We start from the raw sequence: 19,145 nt of genomic DNA, 5'->3' as shown, positions 1-19,145 counted from the left end.
TAACGGAGCGTTCAATTGACAATCGCGGCGCGCCGCCATGACAATCGCCCTCAACTGGCGCCTAATCGCGTTGTGGCGCCGGCTGATTTGGCCCCGGCAATACAGGGAAACTGACGACACATGTCGCAAGAATTCGCATCCCAGGCCCCCCCTCCCCTGCCCAACGTCGCGCCGCGCCGTTCGCGGAGCGGAATCTTGTTGGGGATGGGCATTGGCTGCGGCGTGGCCATGCTGTTGTTGTGCGGCGGCGTGGGGGTGTTCGCCATCTACAGCTATCGACTCGCTGAGAGCATGGTGAGCCGTAGCGACGAGCCCGAGGTGATCCGGGCGCGCACGGCCGAGATTGCCGAGATCGACCTGCCGGCCGACTTTCTGCCCGACATGGCGTTTGACATGCGCGTGCCGGTGATTGGTCAGCGGTTGTGGTCGTGGACGGTGTATTCCGACAAGAGCGACGGGGACGAGTACGACAACTTTTTGGTGCTGGGGCAGTTCTATCAGGACGTGAGTCGCAACACGCGCGAGCAATTGATGGCGCGGATTGATCAATCGATTCGCGACCACGAGCACGACACCGACGTGGACGAACAAATCGATGAGGACAAGCAGAGTTCGGAAACGCGCGAACTGACCATTCATGGCGAGCCGGCGGAGTTTATCTTTTCGTCGGCCAAGGGACAGGTGTCGAACGAGAAGTACTGGGTGGTCTCGGGGCAGTTCAAGGGCAAGGAGGGGACCGCCGTCTTGCACGCGCGCGCCAGTGCCGCCAAGTACGACAAGAGCGATCTGGAGCAGATGGTCGAATCGATCCGCTGATCGCGCAAGTGACTGGTGAATTGCCGATTTGACCCGCGCTTTGGCGAAATGCCGCGCGACGATTCGATTCTGGCACGTTCCTTGCTTATTGTGGGTTGCAGGCAATTCGAAGCGCACGGTGTCCGGCGCATCGATCCCCCCATCAGGAGAAGGCACATGCGGAAATACTTAGGCCATTTTTTGATGATTGCCGTGGCGCTTGGCGGTGGCATTGCCGTGGGACAAGCGGCCGACGACAACAACAAGGCGCCGCCGAACAGCACGAGCGAGCCTGCGAGCGCTGCCACCCAGCCTGCGAGCATTGCCGACGAACCAGCGGCTAGCGCGGTGGCGCCGGAACGCGTCGAAGCCGCGGGCCAGGCGCCAGTGTCGCAACCATCGGCGGCTACCGCGGAGAACGCGGACGCCAGCGCAGCCAATCCGGCGACCGATGCAGCTACTGAGACCCCGACAACGAATGGCGCCCAGGCCGATGACGCCACCACCTTCGACTCCGATCTGAGCGCGCGGGGCGCGATGCCCGACTCGAGCACGCGGGCGAAAAGCTCACAAGACAATCAGTGGCGTTATCGCATGTTTCATGGGCGGTGGTGGTATTGGCTGCCGAGCAAGACCTGGGTGGTTTGGAATGGTTCGAGTTGGGTTCCGCCAGACCAGCTCGTGACAACACGCGAGCGCACGTACATTGGCAACTCTGGCTACTATGATGGGCCTTATTACACCGGCTATGGATACCGGTCAGGCTATCGGCCGGGGCCCAATTATTACTATGGCCCAGGTAGCTATTACAACTACAGCCCCAATGGCTATTACAACTTTGGGCCGTACACCAGCGGCGGCTACTACAACGGCACGTGGGGGACCGGGTATCGGGGCTACAACTACGGTCCTGGTTTCGGCGGCTTCAACTACGGCGGGTTGGGCGCTGGCATGGGGGGTTCGACGTTTGGCGGCGGGATCGGCGTGGGGATCGGCGCTGGCATGGGGAGTTTCTAGGGATCGCAAGTAGCGAGTTAGCCGTCAGGGGAAGAAAGCCGTCGGAGCTTTCTTCCCTCTCGCCGCGAGCGCAACTACGACGCCGCGGCTAGCAGCCCGGCGAATATGTCACCGGGCGACAAGCCGGCAAGGCAATTTGAAAGTGTCGATTGCGCGCGGGCGTTAGCCTGTCTTGCGCGGCAAGCGAAACGCGATAAATCGATCGCGCTGCACTTCTTCGGTGGCCAAGCGAGTTCGCGCTTTGAGCAGGTCGCTGCGCGTAATGATGCCGAGCAGTTGATCCGGGGCGTCTTGCGACACCACCATCAGGCGGCCAACGCCCGCTTGCGCCATGCGCAGCGCGGCGGTGCGGCACGTTTCCCAGGGATAGGCCACAATCGGCTGCCGCCGGATCAAGTCGTACGCGATGATCGGATCGATGGCCGCGTTGTCGTCCGCCGACCGCGCGGCATGTCGCGCCAGCCAATGGTCCAATAAGTCTCGTTTGGTGACCAGCCCCAGCAAGCGGCCATCGGCGTCTTGAACGGGATAACTCTGATGCTTGTAGATGCTGCCACCGGCGAAATACTGCGAGAGCAACTCGTCGATGGGTAGCGACGCGGGGACCATGACCACATCGGCCGTCATGACTTCGCCAACGGACAACGTCTCCAAGGGATCGACGGAGTACTCGCGGCTGACGTGATAACCTCGGCGCGCGATCTTCTCGGTCAAGATCGACCGTTTCATGACCAGCGCCGAAAAGGTGTAGGCCGTGATCGAGGCCAAAAGCAGCGCCGGCAAGGCGGCAATGTCGTAAGTCAATTCAATGGCGAACGCGACGGCGGTCAACGGCGCCCGCATCGTGCCGCCTAGCACCGCCGCCATGCTGATGAGCGGCCACAACGCCTTGTCGTTGCCTGGCAGAAAGCCCGCTTCGATCGCGCCGAGCGCGCCCCCCATCATGAGCAATGGCGCCAGCACGCCGCCGGAGGTGCCCGAGCCAAGCGATATCGACCAGATCAGGGCCTTCACCACGATCAAGGTGATCAGCAGCCGGGGAACATAATTTCCGCGCAGCAGGTCTTCGATGACGTCGTAGCCGACCCCCAGCGCGCGCGGTTGAAAGTAGCCGCCAATCCCCACGACCAGGCCGCCGATCATGGGCCACCACATCCAATGAATTGGCAACCGGGCGAACGCGTCTTCCGCGCCGTAGACGGCGATCGTGAGCAGCATCGACAACACCCCGGCCATTAAGCCGACAAAGGCCGCCGCCAACAACACATCGGCGGACAACTGCCCATGCGCGGTCACCGGAAACAAGGGGCCCGGGCCCAACAGGTAGGGGCGCAGCAAGGCGGCCGCGATGCTGGCCAGCGCGACCGGCGCCAGGCTGCGCGGCCGCCATTCGAATAGCAACAGCTCGACAGCCAGCAGCACCGCCGCCAAGGGCGTGGCAAATGTCGCCGACATGCCCGCCGCGGCGCCGGCCACGAGCAGGGTCTTGCGCTCGGCGGAGGTCATGCTGAAGGCTTGCGCGATGATCGAACCGGCGGCGCCGCCGGTCATAATGATCGGGCCTTCGGCGCCAAAGGGACCGCCCGAGCCAATCGAGATCGCGGACGAAATCGGCTTGAGCACGGCCACCTTGGGCTTCATGCGGCTTTGGCCGATGAGAATGGCTTCCATCGCCTCGGGAATGCCGTGGCCGCGAATCTGACTGGAGCCATAACGGGCCATGAGCCCAATGATCAATCCGCCGATCGCCGGGACAAACACGAATCTCCAATCGGCGGCCGCTGCGGCCGGCGAGCGGATCACGCCAGAAAATTCGTGATAATAAAACAGGTTGGTGAAGAGCGCGATCAGCCAGAGGAGCGCGACGGCGAAGCAGGCGCCAATGGCGCCGACGACGATCGCGAGCAACGCGATCCAGAGCAATCGCAATTGGGCCGAGAAATCCCCTTTGTGTTTTTCGATCGGCAGGGTCTTCGTCATTCGACTGACAACCTTCAATCGCTGACGAAGCGCGCCAGCCACCCGGAATTCGCCCCGCTCACCGCGCCAACAGGAATCGCGTCAGTTACCAGCGACTGCCGCGGCGGCGCCATCCTGCCCCAAGCCCCTGATTTCCCCCGCAGTCAGAATAATCAATTGTCGCCGCATGACAAGGCGAACCTGCGTTCGGCATGTCTTCCAACTGCCGCGGCGCGCCTCGTCTGGCGCGCTCGGTGACTGGCGGTTGATTAGTTCGTGGGTGCTACTTACGGAGTTTGCGCGAATGCGCCGCAGGCCGAGATTTGTAGCTCGCCCTGCACGCGGCGCACGATCAGGCAACTGGCGCCATGGCGCTTGGCCAATTCAATTCCCTGATCGGGAGGCAAGACGCCGATGGCGGTGTCGAGACTGTCGGCGGTGAGGCAATCCGCGGCCATGATCGTGACGCTGGTGGGAGTCGTCACACCAAGCCCGGTCTTGGGATCGACGATGTGCGAATAGCGAACGCCGCCAATCTCAACGTGCTGCTCGGCGTCGCCGGCTGTGGTGATGGCGCCGTTGACGACCGGCACGATAGCGCCATGATGCGCCTCGCCCGTCAGCGTTTCGATGCGCACGCGCCAAGCCGCTTGGCCGGGGGGTGGATCGCCGCAGCGAATGTCGCCGCTGGCATCGACCATCGCCTTTGTAAAACCATTCTCACGCAAGATGCGTAGCGCCTCGTCGACGGCGTAGCCCGCCGCAATGCCGCCGAGGTCAAGCTGCATGCCGTGCCGCGCGAGCAGCGCGGTTAGCGTTGACTCGTCGAGCTTCAGGTGTTGGTGGCCCGTCGCGGCCAGAGCCTCTTGAAGCCGCTCGGGCGATGGCAACTCGCGCTGACGGCGCGAACGGCGCCAAAGCCGCACCAACGGGCCAACGGTGACATCGAAGGCGCCGCCGGTTTCCCGCGCTAGTTGCTGCGATCGCGAGAGAACCAGCCAGAGATCGCCGCTGATCTTGACCGACTGATCGCTGCCCGCAGTCGCTGATAACCTCGATAGCTCGCTGTTGCGATCGTAGTCGCTCATGATGCGATTCAGAGCATCGACGCGGGCAAAAGCGGTGTCGGCGGCCCGCTTTGCGGCGTCGGCGTCGGCAGCGTAAAATGTCAGCCGAAAGTCCATGCCCATGAGAACCTGGGAGTACTCATGGCGCCGCAGATTTTGCTCTTCCGCGCCGGCCCATTGGGCTGGTCCCGCCAGCGTGGCGAACCAGGTCGCCGCCGAGATCACGATCCACGCCCGTCTCACCAGAGAGTCCCCGTCGTTATGCACCGAACTTGCCCCCTATCGATTTCGCTGTTCGCTCATCGTTCCAGACTAGTCGCGCCGCACTGGCTTCGCCACGTCGCGGCGATCGCCTGTTGCGGCCTGCTGTTGCCAGCCATCGCGGCGGCGCGCGACCCCAACCCGGCTGCCGAGGCGAAGACCGAAACCGAGATGAAGCCATACACCGAGGAGATCTCGGGCACCACGGTGACCTTTGAGATGCTGCCGATCCGCGGCGGCGTGTTCACAATGGGAAGCCCCGACAGCGAGCCCGAACGCAGCGCCGACGAGGGACCGCAGCATCCGGTCGAGCTCAAGCCGTTTTGGATGGGCAAGTGCGAGGTGACATGGGACCAGTACGAGATTTGGACATTCAATCTCGACATTCAGCGCCGCAAGGTGATCGGCATCGAGCCAACGCCGCTCGACAAACTGGCCGACGCCGTGACACGCCCCACCAAGCCATACACCGACATGACCTTTGGCATGGGCAAGGAGGGCTACCCAGCGATCTGCATGACGCAGTGGGCGGCCAAGAACTACTGCGCATGGCTGAGCGCCAAGACAGGCCACTACTACCGGTTGCCGACCGAAGCGGAGTGGGAATACGCCTGCCGCGCGGGGACCACGACGGCGTATTCGTTTGGCGACGACGCGGCCGATCTGGACGCTTACGCCTGGTTCTACGACAACAGCGAAGACCAGTATCAACCGGTGGGAAAGAAGAAGCCCAATCCGTGGGGCCTGCACGACATGCACGGCAACGTGGCCGAGTGGTGTCTGGACGCGTACGACGCGCACTTTTACGCGCAGTTTCCGACCGACAAACCAACCTTGAATCCGTACAACCCACCGAAGAAGCCCTATCCGCATGTGGTGCGTGGCGGATCATGGGACGACGATCCACCGCGACTGCGCAGCGCCGCGCGGCGGGCCTCGGACAAAACCTGGAAGATGCAAGACCCGCAGATTCCGCAAAGCATCTGGTACTTCACCGATGCGTTGTTCGCGGGCTTTCGGGTGGTGCGTCCGCTGACGGAAGACACCGCGGAGCAAAAGGCCGCCTACATGGCGGAAGGGACGCACAAGGAGTAGAGGGTGGCGGGCGTCCATGGACATGGCGCATCATCCTCCGCAACTCCGGCCACCAGAGTAGTTGTCGCACAAGCTTAAGATTGGCCCGCGCAGCCACTCCATTGGGGGGCGAGAGCCCTTCTAAACCCCCCATCCAAAATTTGTCATCCCCCCTGCTCACACGGTATGCTGCTCTCTTGGGCGGCGGGCGCGGCGGAAGCGTGGCTCGTTGTCTGGCCTACCTAACAGCAACCCTGTGCGGAGTCACCGTATGAGTTCTCCAGCCGATAGCTCGGCCCATCGCCGCGACTTTCTCAAAACATCTAGCGTGGCCGCCGCGGCGGTCGCCGCCGGTTCGCTTTCGATCGCGCGCAGCGCGCACGCCGCCGGCGCCGACCAGATCAAGATCGGCCTGATCGGTTGCGGCGGACGCGGCACCGGCGCCGCCTCGCAGGCGCTGCACACCGCCGGCGACGTCAAGCTGGTGGCGATGGGGGACGCCTTCGCCGATCGCCTGGAAAGCAGCCTCAACGAACTGAACAAAGACGAGGCGCTGAAGGGGCGGATCGAAGTGCCGCAAGATCGCCGTTTCACTGGCTTCGACGCCTACAAGCAGGTGCTCGATTCCGGGGTCGATCTGGTGGTGTTGGCCACTCCGCCCGGTTTTCGGCCGATTCACTTCGCGGCCGCGATCGACGCCGGCAAGCACGTCTTCATGGAGAAGCCGGTGGCGGTCGACGCGCCGGGCGTTCGCGCCGTGCTGGAAGCGACGCGCAAGGCCAAGGAGAAGAACCTGGGCGTCGGCGTGGGCCTGCAACGCCATCACCAGAACAGCTACATCGAAACGATCAAGCGCTTGCAGGACGGGGCGATTGGCGACATGGTCGCCGCCCGCGTTTATTGGAACGGCGCCGGGTTGTGGGTGCATCCGCGCAAGCCGGAGCAGACCGAGATGGAGTACCAGATGCGCAACTGGTACTACTTCAACTGGCTGTGCGGCGACCATATCGTGGAGCAGCACATCCACAACATGGACGTCATCAACTGGCTCAAGGGCAAATACCCGGTGCGGGCCCAAGGGATGGGGGGCCGGCAGGTGCGGACCGGCGCCGACTTCGGCGAGATCTACGATCATCACGCCGTGGAGTTTGAATACGACGACGGCAGCCGCATGTTCAGCTACTGCCGCCACATCCCCGGCTGTTGGGACTCGGTGACCGAGCATGTGCATGGCACCAAGGGAACCGCCGACATCAGCGCGGGCGTGATCAAGACCAAGGACGAAAAGCCGTGGCGCTACCGCGGCGAGGGGCACAACCCCTATCAGACGGAGCACGACGACCTGTTCGCCAGTATTCGCGCCGGCGCGCCGTTGAACGAAGGCGAGATGGGCGCCATGAGCACCATGACCGCGATCTTGGGTCGCATGTGCACCTACTCCGGCAAAATGCTGCGCTGGGAAGACGCGCTGAACAGCCAAATTTCGCTGGCGCCGGCGGAGTACGCGTTCAATGCCAGTCCGCCCGTGCCGGCGGTGGCGGTGCCGGGCCAGACCAAGGTGGTTTGATCGCGCGAGCGTTTGCCCGTCGCGGCAAGTAAGATTGACGCCGGTTCGTTCGTTGAGCGAGCCGGCGTCTTTTTATTTACCTCCGTGGTTAACGCATCATGTCGCGCGACATGACCAGCGAGCGGCTGGCACAGCTAGATCCGACCGACGCCAACTATGCTGTGCGCGCAGTGGAGATCATCCTCGACGCCGGGTTGGCGGCCGGCGCCACCGATTTGCATTTGCGCCCAACGCTGGCGGGGCTGGAATGGCGCTGGCGGGTGGATGGCGTGCTGCACGACGTGGCGACCCTGCCGCGCGCGGTGGCGCCAAACATCATCGCGCGGCTCAAGGTGCTGGCGGGCTTGTTGACGTATCACACCGACACGCCGCAAGAGGGGCGCATCCGCTGGCGCGACGCCACGGTCGAGATGCGCTTGAGCACGCTGCCAACCTTGCATGGCGAGAAGGGTGTGGTGCGGCTGTTTCCGGCCGGCGGACAGTTTCAATACCTCGACGAGTTGCAATTTCCGGCCGATGTGACGGCGCGACTGGGCGAACTGCTGGCCGAAACGAGCGGCGCCCTGCTGCTCACCGGGCCGGCGGGGGCCGGCAAGACGACGACCGCCTACGCCGCGCTGCGCGAGATCGCCCGCCGAGCGCCGCAGCGGGCGATCGCCTCGCTCGAAGACCCGATCGAGGTGGAACTGGCGGGCGTGGCCCAGTCGCAAGTGAACGAGGCGGCCGGCTTCGATCTGGCGACCGGGCTCAAGTATCTGTTGCGCCAAGATCCCGAGGTGATCTTGGTGAGCGAGGTGCGCGATCGCGGCACGGCGGAGACGGTGTTTCAGGCGGCGCTGACCGGGCATCTGGTGATCAGCACGTTCCACGCGGCCAGCGCGGCGGCGGCGATCAGTCGTCTTGCGGACATGGGGATCGAGCCGTATTTGTTGCGCAGCGGGGTACTGGGGGTGTTGCATCTGCGGCTGTTGCGCCGGCTGTGCGAGTGCGCAGGCGAGAGCGTGGACGCCGCTGATCGACTCGGTTTTGAGGTCTCGCCGGTGAGGGTCGCCCGTGGCTGCGAGCGGTGCCACGGCAGCGGATACCGGGGGCGGCTGCCGATTGTCGAACTGTTGACCGTGGAGGCCGACGACGTGAGCCGCGCGGTCCTCGACCGCCAGGAGGCGCGGGTGCTGGAGGCGCGGGCTGTGGCGGCCGGCATGACCAGCCGCTGGGAGCGGGCGCGGCAGGCAATTGCCGCGGGATGGACCAGCGCGGCCGAGGCGCGGCGAGTTTTTGGTTTTTCGCGATAACTTGCGCGCAAATCGCTTTACAGTGCGCGCAGAACGCTTTACTGTGCGCGCGGGCGCTCGCAGTGAGGCGGCGCACATGTGCAGCGCATTTGAGGCCAGTAAATGGCAGGTACAGGCCAAGAGACGGTCGCAGCGACGCCAGAGCAGTTGGCGGCGCTATGCGACGAAATGGCGGCGATGGTGCGGGCCGGATTGCCGCTCGACACCGGCCTGGCCGACGGCGCGACGGAGATGCCGCGCTTGACGGGGCGTGGGCTGCGGCTGGTGGCCGATCGACTGGCGCGCGGAGAACCGCTGGAAGCCGCGGTGACCTCGATCGGCGGGCCACTGGCGCCGCTCTTAAGAGCGGTGGTGGCGGCGGGCCAGCGCGCGGGACGGTTGCCGGCAGCATTAGAGGAGTTGGCCAACTTGGCGCTGTTGCAGGCCGAACTCAAGCGGATCAGCGTATACGCCTGGATTTATCCGCTGGTGGTGCTGGCAGCGGCGGCGGCGGTCATGGCGCTGTTTGCGGTGGGGGTGCTGAATCCGATTCGCGAAGGTTTTTATGAACTGCGCGCCAGCGGCACGCGCGGAACGAACTTGTTGCTGGGGCTGGCGCAGTGGCCGGTGTGGGTTTGGCCGTTGGCGGCGCTAGTGTTTGCGATCGCGGCGGCGGTCGTCACGCGCTGGCTGCTGCGCCCAGCGCGGACGCGAGACGAGGCTACGGCCTGGCGTCCCTACAGGCGCTTGATGGTCGATGCCGAGACCGCCGGCTTGGCCGGGCTGTTGGGCCTGCTGATCGAGCAGCGCGTGCCGCTGCCCGACGCGCTACGGCTGAGTGGCGAATCGACCCAGGGCAACGCGGGCCGGGCGGCGCGAGCGCTCGCCGACTCGGTGGAGCGCGGCGAGCCGTTGCCTCAGGCGGCCGGCGCTTCGCGGTTGCCGGCGGCGCTGCGATTCGCGCTGGTGGCGGCCAGCGGGCCGGCGCTGGCGACCGCGCTGGCGCAGGTGAGCGAAACCTATCGCGATCGGGCGCGCTGGCGCGCGAATCGGCTGCGCGCCACGCTGCCGGTGACGCTGGTATTCGTTGTGGGCGGGACCGCTACCATGATCTGCGGAGTGACGCTGTTCTATCCCTGGGCCACGTTGCTGCGCCAGTTGGGAAGCGCGGTGTCGCAATGACCGAGCACAATCGATCGGCGACAAACGGCGACGCCTCGTTAACTGGCAGCGAGGAAAAACTGTTGGGCGGGCAGTTGACCGCGCTGGTGGGGGGCGTGCTGCCGCTGGTTGGCGCGCTCCACGCGATGGCAGAAGAATCGGCGCGGCCTCGATTGGCGGGCGCGCTGGCGCGGGTGGCCGATCGCGTGCAGCGCGGCGCGGCGCTGGACGACGCGCTCGCTGCCGAACGCGGCGTGCCAAGACCGCTGCGAGCGGCGCTGATCGAGACCGCGCGCCGCGGCGACGCGCAAGCATGGTTAGGTTACCTCGACTATGAGCGGCGGCTGGACCAACTGGGACGTGAGGCGCGGCTGGCCGTGTTTTACCCGGCCTGCGTCTTAACGCTATTGACGATTGTGATCTTCTTGTTTCTCAGCGTGTTTGCCCAACCGAACGACGCGTTTTTTCAGGACTTCGACGTGGAGGTTCCGCTGGCAACTCAATTGTTCGTGCTGGCCGGCAGGCATGTGTGGCAAATTGCAGTCGCCGCGTTCGTCTCCGCTGTAGCGGGCGCCGCCATTTGGCGCTGGATACTGCCGGACGAGACGAAGCATCGACTCTACAAACGGACGCCGCTGTTTGGCGGATTATGGCGTTTTAGAACTTTGGCGGGCTGGTCGCGGCTGATGTCGGTGCTGATCGACGCCAGGACACGGCTCGACGAGGCCTTGCGCACCGCCGGGCAAGCGGCGCTCGACGTGGAATTGGGCGCGGCCAGCCTGCGGGCGGCCGACGTGGTGGAAACCGGGCAGCCCCTGTCGGCCGCGCTCGCCACGGAGCCGGCCTTTCCGGCGAGCCTGGCGCCGATGGTCGGCTGGGGAGAAAGCGAGCGACAACTGTCCGAATCGCTGCGGGCAGCGGCCGATCTGTTCGAGACGCGGGCACGACGGCAGGTATCGCTGGTGGAGGTGGTGTTGCCGGCGATCGCCTTCTTGATGGTGGTGTGGTGCGTAGTGGTGATTTTGACGGCGACGGTGATGCCGTTGTATTGGCTTATCGAAGCGTTGTCGTAGGATCAGCATGGCGGAATCGATTGTCAAAAGCATTGCCGGGATCGTAATTTTTGGCGCGGCGCTGCTGGTCGCGGCGCGACTGTTGCAGCGGCGCGGCGAGCCGGTCAGCCTGATGGGATTTCTGATGCGGGTGGCGGGGTGGACGCTGATCGCCTCGGCGGCGGTCACCATTCTGGCGAGCACGCTGCAGGTGGCTGGCTCGATCTTGTTGTGGATGTGCAGCTTCGCGGTGCTGATGATGGTCGCCAACCGCGTGGGCCGAGCGCGGCGCGACATGGTATTGAACGTCATCGCCACCACGGTGGAAAAGCGGATGCCGCTGGAACGAGTGCTCCGCGCGCTGGCGACGGAGACGCGCGGCCAAACCCGGGCCAGACTGGTGGCGTTGGTCGGCTTGTTGGAGCGGGGAGTGGACCTGCCGGAGGCGCTAGTCAAAACGCCAAGGCTGGTGCCGCAAGAGGCTGTCGCCGCAGCGCGGATTGGACGGGAGACGGGCCAGATGGGAAGGGCGCTGCGCGAGGCGGCGCAGCAACGGACACAAGCCGCGCCGCTGTGGGCGCCGCTGACTAGCCGAATCCTCTGGTTGTTTTGGAGCTCGCTGCTGTTGGTCAATGTGACCGGCGGGTTTGTGCGATTCCTGTTGCCGAAGTTTGAGCTGATTTTCGCTGATTTTGGCATTGAAATGCCGCTGATCGCACAGCGGATGATCGATTGGAGCGGCAATGTTTGGATTCAGATGACGATCAGCCAGGTGCTGGTGATCTGCGCGCTGGTGTTTCTGTATTCCGTGGTTGCCTACATCGGCTGGGCGCCGTGGCCGGCTACGCTCTTGACGCTTGGGACAGGTGGATCGCGCGGCGTGCTCTTAAGGCAACTAGCGCTGGCGGCCGAAAGCCAGCGACCATTGCCGATCTGCCTGGAGACCGTGGCGGCGACTCGGCCACCTTGGGCACGGCGCCGCTTGCGCGCGGCCGCGCAATCGCTGGCGGCGGGATCGCCATTGGGAGATAGCCTCGCGCGGCATCGCCTGTTCAGTCTGCGCGACGGACAGTTGTTGATGGCTGCCGAGCGAGCGGGCAATCTGCCGTGGGCGCTACGCGCCTTGGCCGATAGCTCCGAGCGGCGCATGGGCTACCGATTGCAGTCGCTTGGGCAGGTGCTGGTACCGCTGGTCGTGGTGCTGTTTGGGGTGCTGGTGGCGATCATCGCGCTGGCCTGTTACTTGCCGCTGATCAAGTTGATTGAGAGTTTGGTTCCATGATTGCAGTTGGTCGCAACACGAACCGCGCAGCGCGGCGCCGAGGCTATATGATGCTGGAAGTCGGCGCGGCGGTGGTGATCGCCGGCGCGGCGCTGGCGCTGGCCACGCAATGCGCCCGGCTGTGGTCGGTGGAAGCTCGGCTGTCGCGGCAGGAGCAGATCGCGCGCCAGGAGGCGAGCAATCTACTGGAATTGGCCACAGCGCGATTGGCGGCGGGCTTGCCGCTGGCCGAGGCGCCAACCGTTGCCCGCGCCGGGCTGGCCGGCGCAGCGGCGCGGCTGGCGCGCGACGATCAAGAGGGACTGGCGCGGCTGACGGCCACGGTGATTTGGAAAACGCCGCGCGGCAACGAGCGACAGGTGGCGCTGACGGCGTGGACACGGATTGGAGCCCCCTCGCCATGAAGCGCACTGGCACATCGCTCATTGAGATGATCGCCACCATGGCGGTTGGCAGCATCCTCACCGGTTTGACCGCCATGGCGATCGCGCTTGTGCTACGGGGGACCAGCGGCGCGCGGGAGCGAATCGATGGTATGCGCACGCTCGATCGGCTGGAATCGCAATTTCGGACCGATGCGCACGCGGCGAGTGAAGCCAGCGAGCAGACGGGCGGGCTGATGCTGACGTTGGCCGACCGGCAGATCGAATATCGCGCCACGCAGGACCGGCTCGAGCGCGAGGAGCAGCAAGCCGGCGCCACGATCGCGCGCGAGTCGTTTCGGTTGCCGCGCGGCGCGGAAGCAAGGTTTGAGCTATTCAGCGACGAGGCCGGCCGATGGGCGCAATTGACCGTGGCGCCGCCGGGTGAACTGGCAATGCCAGCGGCGGCCGACGCGCCCACGCTGCGCGCGGTGGCCGTGCTACGCTCTGACCGCAAGGCCAAGCCATGACGAGCAGTCATACAACACGCAACCGGCGCGGCGCGATGACGTTGATCGTGCTGTTGGCGCTGGCGGTCGTGATGCTCCTATCAGCGGCGCTGGTGCGGGCCGTGGCCATCGATCGCAGCGCCGCTCGCGAAGCCGCGCGACGCAGTCAGGCCGAGTGGCTGGCCTACTCGGCCTGCCAGCGGGCAATCAGCATGCTCGCGCGCGATCCGGCCTACAGCGGCGAGACATGGGACATCGGCGCCAATGAATTGGGGCAGGCTGACGGGGCGCGCGTGGAGATTGTCGTCGAACCGATCGCGGAACAACCAACAGCGCGGCGCGTGCGGGCGCGCGCGATTTTTCCGGCGGAGGGGGACCGGTCGGCGGTCCGCCAGCAAACGCTTATTTATCAGATTCCTGACAGCGAGGAGGCATCGCAATGACTCGCAGTTACACGGCATCGCCTGGCCGCCGATCTACCGACGGCGGTTTCACGCTGGTGGAGTTGCTGGTGGTGATGGCGATCATCGGCATCTTGATCGCAATGTTGTTGCCAGCGGTGAACGCGGCGCGCGAGGCGGCGCGGCGCGTCTCCTGCGCGAATAACCTGATGCAAGTCTCGATCGGACTGGCGAATTACGAAGCGACGTTTGAGATGTTGCCGCCGGGCACGATTGAGCCGCAGGGGCCGATTCAAAGCGTGGCCACCGGGTATCACATGGGTTGGATCGTGCAGATCTTGCCGCAGCTTGACGAGCGAAACGTGTTCGCGCATGTCGACTTCGCGGCCAGCGTGTACCACAAAAAAAACGACCACGTGGCGAGCCTGACGCTGCCGGTGCTGAACTGCCCCTCGGAGCGGCGCAACCAATCGGATTTGGGGCGTGGGATCAGCAGTTACGCCGGCTGTCATCACGATATCGAGGCGCCGATCGACGTGAACAACAACGGCGTGTTGTTCCTGAACAGCCATGTGCGGCTGGCCGAAGTGACCGATGGGCTGTCGCACACGATCTTCGTGGGGGAAAAGCGCGCGGACGCCAAAGACTTGGGTTGGATGTCGGGCACGCGGGCCACACTGCGCAACACCGGCACGGCGATTAACGGCACGCCGGTGCAAGAGCCCGCGGGTTCGGCCTTTAGTTTGGGTCCGGCGGTAAGTGGCGTGAACGCAGCGCCGGAGGAAGCAGAGGGAGAAGGCGATGGTGACGGGAGCGGCGCAGCCCCGGCGGGGGGACCGCCTTACAACAACCCACTGTATGTGGGTGGCTTCGGCAGTCAGCACCCGGGGGGCGCCAACATCGCGTGGGGGGATGGGTCGGTGTATTTCCTGAGCGACTCGATTTCGCTGCCCGTGTTGCAACAACTGGGTCATCGGGCCGACGGCGGGTTGCCGCCGGGGATTCGATGACCGCCCGAGTTCAATGACTGGCCACCGCGCGCACGCGAGGCGCGGGGCGCTCGATTGCGACCGAATCGGAGTCGGCCTGCTTTTTGCCGCGGAGTTTGATTTCCAAGGTTTGATAGTTGATTTCGACGTGTCCGCCCGCCGCTTCGTGCTGCACGGCCCAGCTCTCCAAGAGTTGGGCGCAGGCGTGATCGACATAGGAGAGCCGTTCGAGATTGACCGTGACGGTCGTTCCGGGCTCGATGTTTTCGAGCGCGCCGGCCAGGCGTGGCAACCGCAAAAAGGTGGCGTTGCCACGGATGCCGACTTCGATGCGCTGGTTGGAATTGTCGTGCCGCACCTTGATTTGCATACGCGTGACAATCCACAAGATGCGGATGGCGGACAGCACCACGCCAATCGCCACGCCGGTGAGCAGGTCTTCGATCACGATGCCCGCGACCGTGGCGAGATAAATGAGCACCTCGGCGCGGCCTTGCTTCCAGAGACCGGTGATCGCGTGGAGATTGACGAGTCGCACGCCGGTATAGACCAGCACTGCGGCCAGAGCGGCCTGCGGCACCAGTTCCAAAAGTCCAGGAAACGCGGCGACCAAGAGCAACAGCCAGACGCCATGCAGCATGGCGGATAGCCGCGTCTTGGCGCCAGCCTGCACGTTGGTGGCGCTGCGCACAATAACGCCGGTGATCGGCAGGCCGCCCAATAGCCCGGACAAGAAGTTGCCGACCCCTTGGGCGGCCAGTTCGCGATCGTAGCGAGTGCGCGGCCCGGTGTGCAATTGATCGACGGCCGTGGCGCAGAGCAACGTCTCGGCGCTGGCGACAAAGGCGATGGCAACGCTGGTCAGCAACAGCGAGTAGTCCAAAACTTGAGGCGCCGCCAAGGGATTGAGCAGCGTGAGGCCTTCGGCCAAACCGCCATGAAACTGCACGTAGCTGATTTTCCAGCCGCCCCAATTGGCGATGGCCGCGGCGGTGGCCACTGCCACCAGCGGCGCCGGCAGATAGCGGAGCTTCTTCCAGGGCAGGCGCGACCACAGCAGGATGACGCCAATGGTGATGACGCCGATCCGCGCGGCGCGGTGATGCTGCGAATCGTCGAGCGGATACAGCCCTTTTTCGATCGCTTGCGGAATCGAGAGCAGGTAATCGAGTCCGTGGGCGCGTTTGGTGGGGTCGTCGACCATGAGATGGATTTGCGTGGCGACGATCAGAATGCCGATGCCGGCCAGCATGCCGTCGATTACGGCTGGGGACACGGCGCGAAACCATTGTCCCAGCCGCAACCAACCGGCGGCAAGTTGCATGAGACCCGCCAGCGTGACAGCCACCGACAGCGCGAGCATGCCGCGCTGCAAACTGAATTGGCCGTCGACCGTGCCGTAGCGGGCGAGCACTTCGATCACGATGACGATCAGGCCGGCGGCGGGGCCGCTGACCTGCAAGGGGGCGCCGCCGATCGCGCCGACCACGATGCCGCCGATCACGCCAGCCACTAGGCCGGCTGACATGGGCGCGCCGACGGCGAGCGCAATGCCCATGCAGAGCGGCAAAGCGACGAGCGTCACGACGACCGACGCCAGAAGATCGCTGCCGAGCGTTTGTCGCCAACTCAGGAGTGGGGATCTTTGATTTGTGCTGTGCATATTCATCGACTTTCTGGGCTGAAATGAGTTGGCTTAGATGGCGTCGGCGGTCACGGCCCGTTCGGCCACGACCCGTTCGGCTACGGCGGTTTCGCCAATCGGCAAGAACTGCTCGCCGGCGGCGTCGTAAGCAAAGATGTCGCCGGTCTCGATCTTGTACACCCAACCGTGCAGGTTCAGTTCTCCGCGCGCGATGGCGGCGACCAATGCGGGATGGGAGCGCAAGTGCTCGAGTTGCACCAGCACGTTCTCTTGCACGGCGACGTTCAACAGCGCCTCGCCCGACAGATGACTGTAGTTTTCGCGCATGATGCGCTTGGTGGCTTCTGCGTGGCCCAGCCAATCGCGCACGCTTGGCAGCTTGTCTGCCTGCGCCGGATCGAGCAGCGCCCGCACGGCGCCACAGTGCGAATGTCCACAGATGATCAAATCGCGAATGCCGAGCACGCCGACGGCGTATTCCAGGGCGGCGGCCACGCTGTCGCCGGTGATGGCCGGATGGTAGGCCGGAACGATGTTGCCAATATTGCGGATCACGAACAGATCGCCCGGCTCGGTTTGCGTGATGAGCGTGGGGTCGATGCGGGAGTCGCAGCAGGTGACAAAGACCGCTTGAGGACGCTGGCCCTTGGCCAGGTCGGCAAAGAGTTCGCGGCGGGCGAGAAAGGCGTTATTTTGAAAGCGATGAATACCGCGCAGCAGTTGGCGCATGAAGGATTTCCTCTCGCAGCAGTGACGACAGCAGCCGTCAGGAAGTGACCCAAATCGCGCCAAGACAGCACGGCGGCGTATGGCGCGAGACAATCGAGTCTGGCGAGAGGAGGGCTAACAGCGCAGTGTGGCGCCGCACCCGTTGAGATTGTCGGGAATCAGCGTGCTGGCGACGCGAGTCGCTCCGCGACGCATGCCGCGGGCCTGTGGCGCCACGCGGACCGACGCCACCGGATTGGGGATGGCGCAAGAGCGCTGCGAGAGCAGGCTGCGGACGACGCACACAGCCTCTTCCACCTCGGAGCGCTGCTCTTCCTCGGCCTGGCTGCCAGCGTAGCGGCCGAGCGGGCCCTGGAGATTGGTGGGCAGGCCGATCGCAACAAAGCACGACACGAAGACGCCGATGCGGCTGGCGACAGCCACGGCGTTACGCAGACGCGAGCAAGTTGCGGAGAGATTCAACATCCAACAAAAGCCTACCCTGAAGACCCTACGACCGCCAATTTTAGACAGCCGCTCCCCCAGCGGGCAATTGCGCATTTCACCACTTTTTTCGGTTACGAAGCGAATGCACTTCACACCAAATTGGCGAATTGGGCGATTGGCGACTCGCTAGCTGCGCCATTGGCGGCAAATGCCGCGTGGGGTGTCGCTCGAATGATGAGGCGGCAATCGCTACGATTGTTCTTCATGAACGACTTCTCATCGCAAAACTGTCCTGTTCATCGCTTGCGCGCCGGCATGGTTGGGCTGGGGATGATCTTTGACGAGACCTATCGACCGTTTTTCACGCAGTCGGCGCTGGCTGGCATCTACGACCCCGCCTTTGGGGCCTGCCGAGTGGACCTGGCCGCGGTCGCCACGCGAACCGGCGCTCGGGCCGAGGCTTTTCGCCGCGGCGCCCCGCCAGAATTGGCCCAGTTCGAAAACCTGACTGGCGACGACGCCGGCGGACGGTTGGCGGCGGGCAACGTCGACCTGGTTTGCGTGGCGACGCCGGATCAACGGCATTTTGAAATCTCCAAGGCGGTGCTGTCGGCTGGCAAGCACCTGCTGGTCGAGAAGCCATCGGTGTTGTCATTGGCGGAGTTGGACGAACTGGAGCGGTTGGCGCGCGAGAAGCGCGTGCTGGCCAAGGTGGTGTATCACAAGCTGCTCGACCCCGATCACAAAAAATTGCGCACCTTGGTGGTGGACGATCGGTTGACGCATGTGAACAACGGGTACTGCTCGCTGCTCGAGCCCAAGCAGATCTCGGGCTCGCAGTTCGCGGAGTGGATCGTTGGCCGCAACCCGGGCACGTACGTGGCGGTGCATTACATCAAGCTGATCGACTTCACGTTTGGCGGTCGCTTGAAATCGGTTGCCTGCACCGGGCAGCGGGGATTGGTGGGACCGGCCGATGGGCCAACGTGGGATTCGACTCAGCTTCGGCTGATTTACGAATATGGTCCGCCTGGCAAGCCGCCGCGCGAAGCGGCCTTTGACATCCACACCAGTTGGGTCACGCCAGACAATTTTCCGGGGTATGTCGAGCAAGAGGTGCAGTTTCGCTTCGACAACGGGGTGTGGAACGGTCACAGTCGCAAGCGCGGAATCGAGTGCACCATCGAGGGAGTCACGCCCGGCGAGATCAAGATCACGATGAACAACCATTACAACGGCACATTCGTCGAACCGTGGGGAGCGCGGGCGCAGCGCGGCTACGGCATTGAAGTGCTAGAGCGGTTCGCGCGCGAGGTGGCGACGGTGGAATTTGGCGGCGCCCGCGGCGAGCGCGATGCGCGGCTGGCCGCCGCGCGAAAGCTCGACTACAACGACCTGAGCGCCGACCGGCAGACCGTGGCAGCCGTGCAGGCGATGGAAGCGATCTTGGCGCGGCATGCCGCTGGCGAACCGAACGCGGTGGCTTATGTGAACCACGCGGCCGGAGGGCTGGTCCTGTTTACGCCAGGACGCGAAAAGCCCGAAGTGCTGTACCCTGGCCGCGTTTAGCGCCAACTC

Annotated in this window: 18 protein-coding genes; 13 read left to right on the top strand and 5 right to left on the bottom strand. The window is 64.5% G+C overall.

The features are described from left to right. Positions 1-120: 120 nt before the first annotated feature. Positions 121-816 (top strand): hypothetical protein, encoded by a 696-nt coding sequence (locus tag K1X71_10195; protein MBX7073505.1) that lies wholly within the window; start codon positions 121-123, stop codon positions 814-816. Between the two features lie 156 nt (positions 817-972). Continuing rightward, positions 973-1,812: a hypothetical protein gene (locus K1X71_10190; protein MBX7073504.1), complete on the top strand. Its 840-nt coding sequence runs from the start codon at positions 973-975 to the stop codon at positions 1,810-1,812. Between the two features lie 162 nt (positions 1,813-1,974). On the opposite strand, the gene K1X71_10185 is transcribed toward K1X71_10190, so the two are convergent. Both K1X71_10185 and K1X71_10180 read right to left on the bottom strand, forming a co-directional pair. After that, positions 1,975-3,792, bottom strand: a complete 1,818-nt coding sequence (locus tag K1X71_10185; protein ID MBX7073503.1) for a chloride channel protein — start codon at positions 3,790-3,792, stop codon at positions 1,975-1,977. Positions 3,793-4,058: 266 nt separating this feature from the next. Then, positions 4,059-5,081: an FAD:protein FMN transferase gene (locus K1X71_10180; protein ID MBX7073502.1), complete on the bottom strand. Its 1,023-nt coding sequence runs from the start codon at positions 5,079-5,081 to the stop codon at positions 4,059-4,061. Positions 5,082-5,099: 18 nt separating this feature from the next. On the opposite strand from K1X71_10180, the gene K1X71_10175 reads away from it, so the two are divergent. From K1X71_10175 to K1X71_10130, 10 genes are all read left to right on the top strand, one after another. After that, positions 5,100-6,194 carry a formylglycine-generating enzyme family protein gene (locus K1X71_10175; GenBank protein ID MBX7073501.1) on the top strand — a complete coding sequence of 365 codons (1,095 nt, stop codon included), beginning with the start codon at positions 5,100-5,102 and terminating at the stop codon, positions 6,192-6,194. Between the two features lie 250 nt (positions 6,195-6,444). Beyond that, complete coding sequence (locus K1X71_10170; GenBank protein ID MBX7073500.1) at positions 6,445-7,740, top strand: Gfo/Idh/MocA family oxidoreductase; 1,296 nt, start codon at positions 6,445-6,447, stop codon at positions 7,738-7,740. A gap of 98 nt (positions 7,741-7,838) precedes the next feature. Continuing rightward, positions 7,839-9,032 carry a Flp pilus assembly complex ATPase component TadA gene (gene tadA, locus K1X71_10165; GenBank protein MBX7073499.1) on the top strand — a complete coding sequence of 398 codons (1,194 nt, stop codon included), beginning with the start codon at positions 7,839-7,841 and terminating at the stop codon, positions 9,030-9,032. Between the two features lie 102 nt (positions 9,033-9,134). After that, positions 9,135-10,193 (top strand): type II secretion system F family protein, encoded by a 1,059-nt coding sequence (locus tag K1X71_10160; GenBank protein ID MBX7073498.1) that lies wholly within the window; start codon positions 9,135-9,137, stop codon positions 10,191-10,193. After that, a complete protein-coding gene (locus K1X71_10155; protein ID MBX7073497.1) occupies positions 10,190-11,245 on the top strand; it encodes a type II secretion system F family protein in 1,056 nt (351 codons plus the stop codon). Before K1X71_10160 ends, K1X71_10155 begins: the two co-directional genes overlap by 4 nt. A 7-nt stretch (positions 11,246-11,252) precedes the next feature. After that, on the top strand, positions 11,253-12,506 hold the full coding sequence (locus K1X71_10150; protein MBX7073496.1) for a type II secretion system F family protein: 1,254 nt from the start codon (positions 11,253-11,255) through the stop codon (positions 12,504-12,506). Beyond that, positions 12,503-12,910 carry a hypothetical protein gene (locus tag K1X71_10145; GenBank protein ID MBX7073495.1) on the top strand — a complete coding sequence of 136 codons (408 nt, stop codon included), beginning with the start codon at positions 12,503-12,505 and terminating at the stop codon, positions 12,908-12,910. The genes K1X71_10150 and K1X71_10145 overlap by 4 nt, the downstream gene beginning before the upstream one ends. Then, positions 12,907-13,398 carry a hypothetical protein gene (locus tag K1X71_10140; protein ID MBX7073494.1) on the top strand — a complete coding sequence of 164 codons (492 nt, stop codon included), beginning with the start codon at positions 12,907-12,909 and terminating at the stop codon, positions 13,396-13,398. The genes K1X71_10145 and K1X71_10140 overlap by 4 nt, the downstream gene beginning before the upstream one ends. After that, positions 13,395-13,820 carry a hypothetical protein gene (locus K1X71_10135; GenBank protein ID MBX7073493.1) on the top strand — a complete coding sequence of 142 codons (426 nt, stop codon included), beginning with the start codon at positions 13,395-13,397 and terminating at the stop codon, positions 13,818-13,820. Before K1X71_10140 ends, K1X71_10135 begins: the two co-directional genes overlap by 4 nt. Then, entirely contained in the window at positions 13,817-14,788 is a 972-nt protein-coding gene (locus K1X71_10130) for a DUF1559 domain-containing protein (protein ID MBX7073492.1), read from the top strand. The genes K1X71_10135 and K1X71_10130 overlap by 4 nt, the downstream gene beginning before the upstream one ends. Positions 14,789-14,798: 10 nt before the next feature. Here the strand turns inward: K1X71_10130 and K1X71_10125 are convergent, their stop codons facing one another. The 3 genes from K1X71_10125 to K1X71_10115 form a co-directional block, all read right to left on the bottom strand. Next, positions 14,799-16,430, bottom strand: a complete 1,632-nt coding sequence (locus K1X71_10125; GenBank protein MBX7073491.1) for a SulP family inorganic anion transporter — start codon at positions 16,428-16,430, stop codon at positions 14,799-14,801. Positions 16,431-16,463: 33 nt separating this feature from the next. After that, complete coding sequence (locus K1X71_10120) at positions 16,464-17,141, bottom strand: carbonic anhydrase (protein ID MBX7073490.1); 678 nt, start codon at positions 17,139-17,141, stop codon at positions 16,464-16,466. Between the two features lie 114 nt (positions 17,142-17,255). After that, positions 17,256-17,564, bottom strand: coding sequence for a hypothetical protein (locus K1X71_10115; protein ID MBX7073489.1), 309 nt, complete (start codon positions 17,562-17,564; stop codon positions 17,256-17,258). A gap of 267 nt (positions 17,565-17,831) precedes the next feature. Between K1X71_10115 and K1X71_10110 the strand changes: the two genes are divergently transcribed. Then, a complete protein-coding gene (locus tag K1X71_10110) occupies positions 17,832-19,136 on the top strand; it encodes a Gfo/Idh/MocA family oxidoreductase (protein MBX7073488.1) in 1,305 nt (434 codons plus the stop codon). The last annotated feature ends 9 nt before the right edge of the window (positions 19,137-19,145 follow it).

The organism is Pirellulales bacterium (assembly GCA_019694455.1).
GTDB lineage: Bacteria > Planctomycetota > Planctomycetia > Pirellulales > JAEUIK01 > JAIBBY01.
Note: the sequence above shows the minus strand (reverse complement) of the source record. Positions and strands in the feature narration are given on the sequence as shown.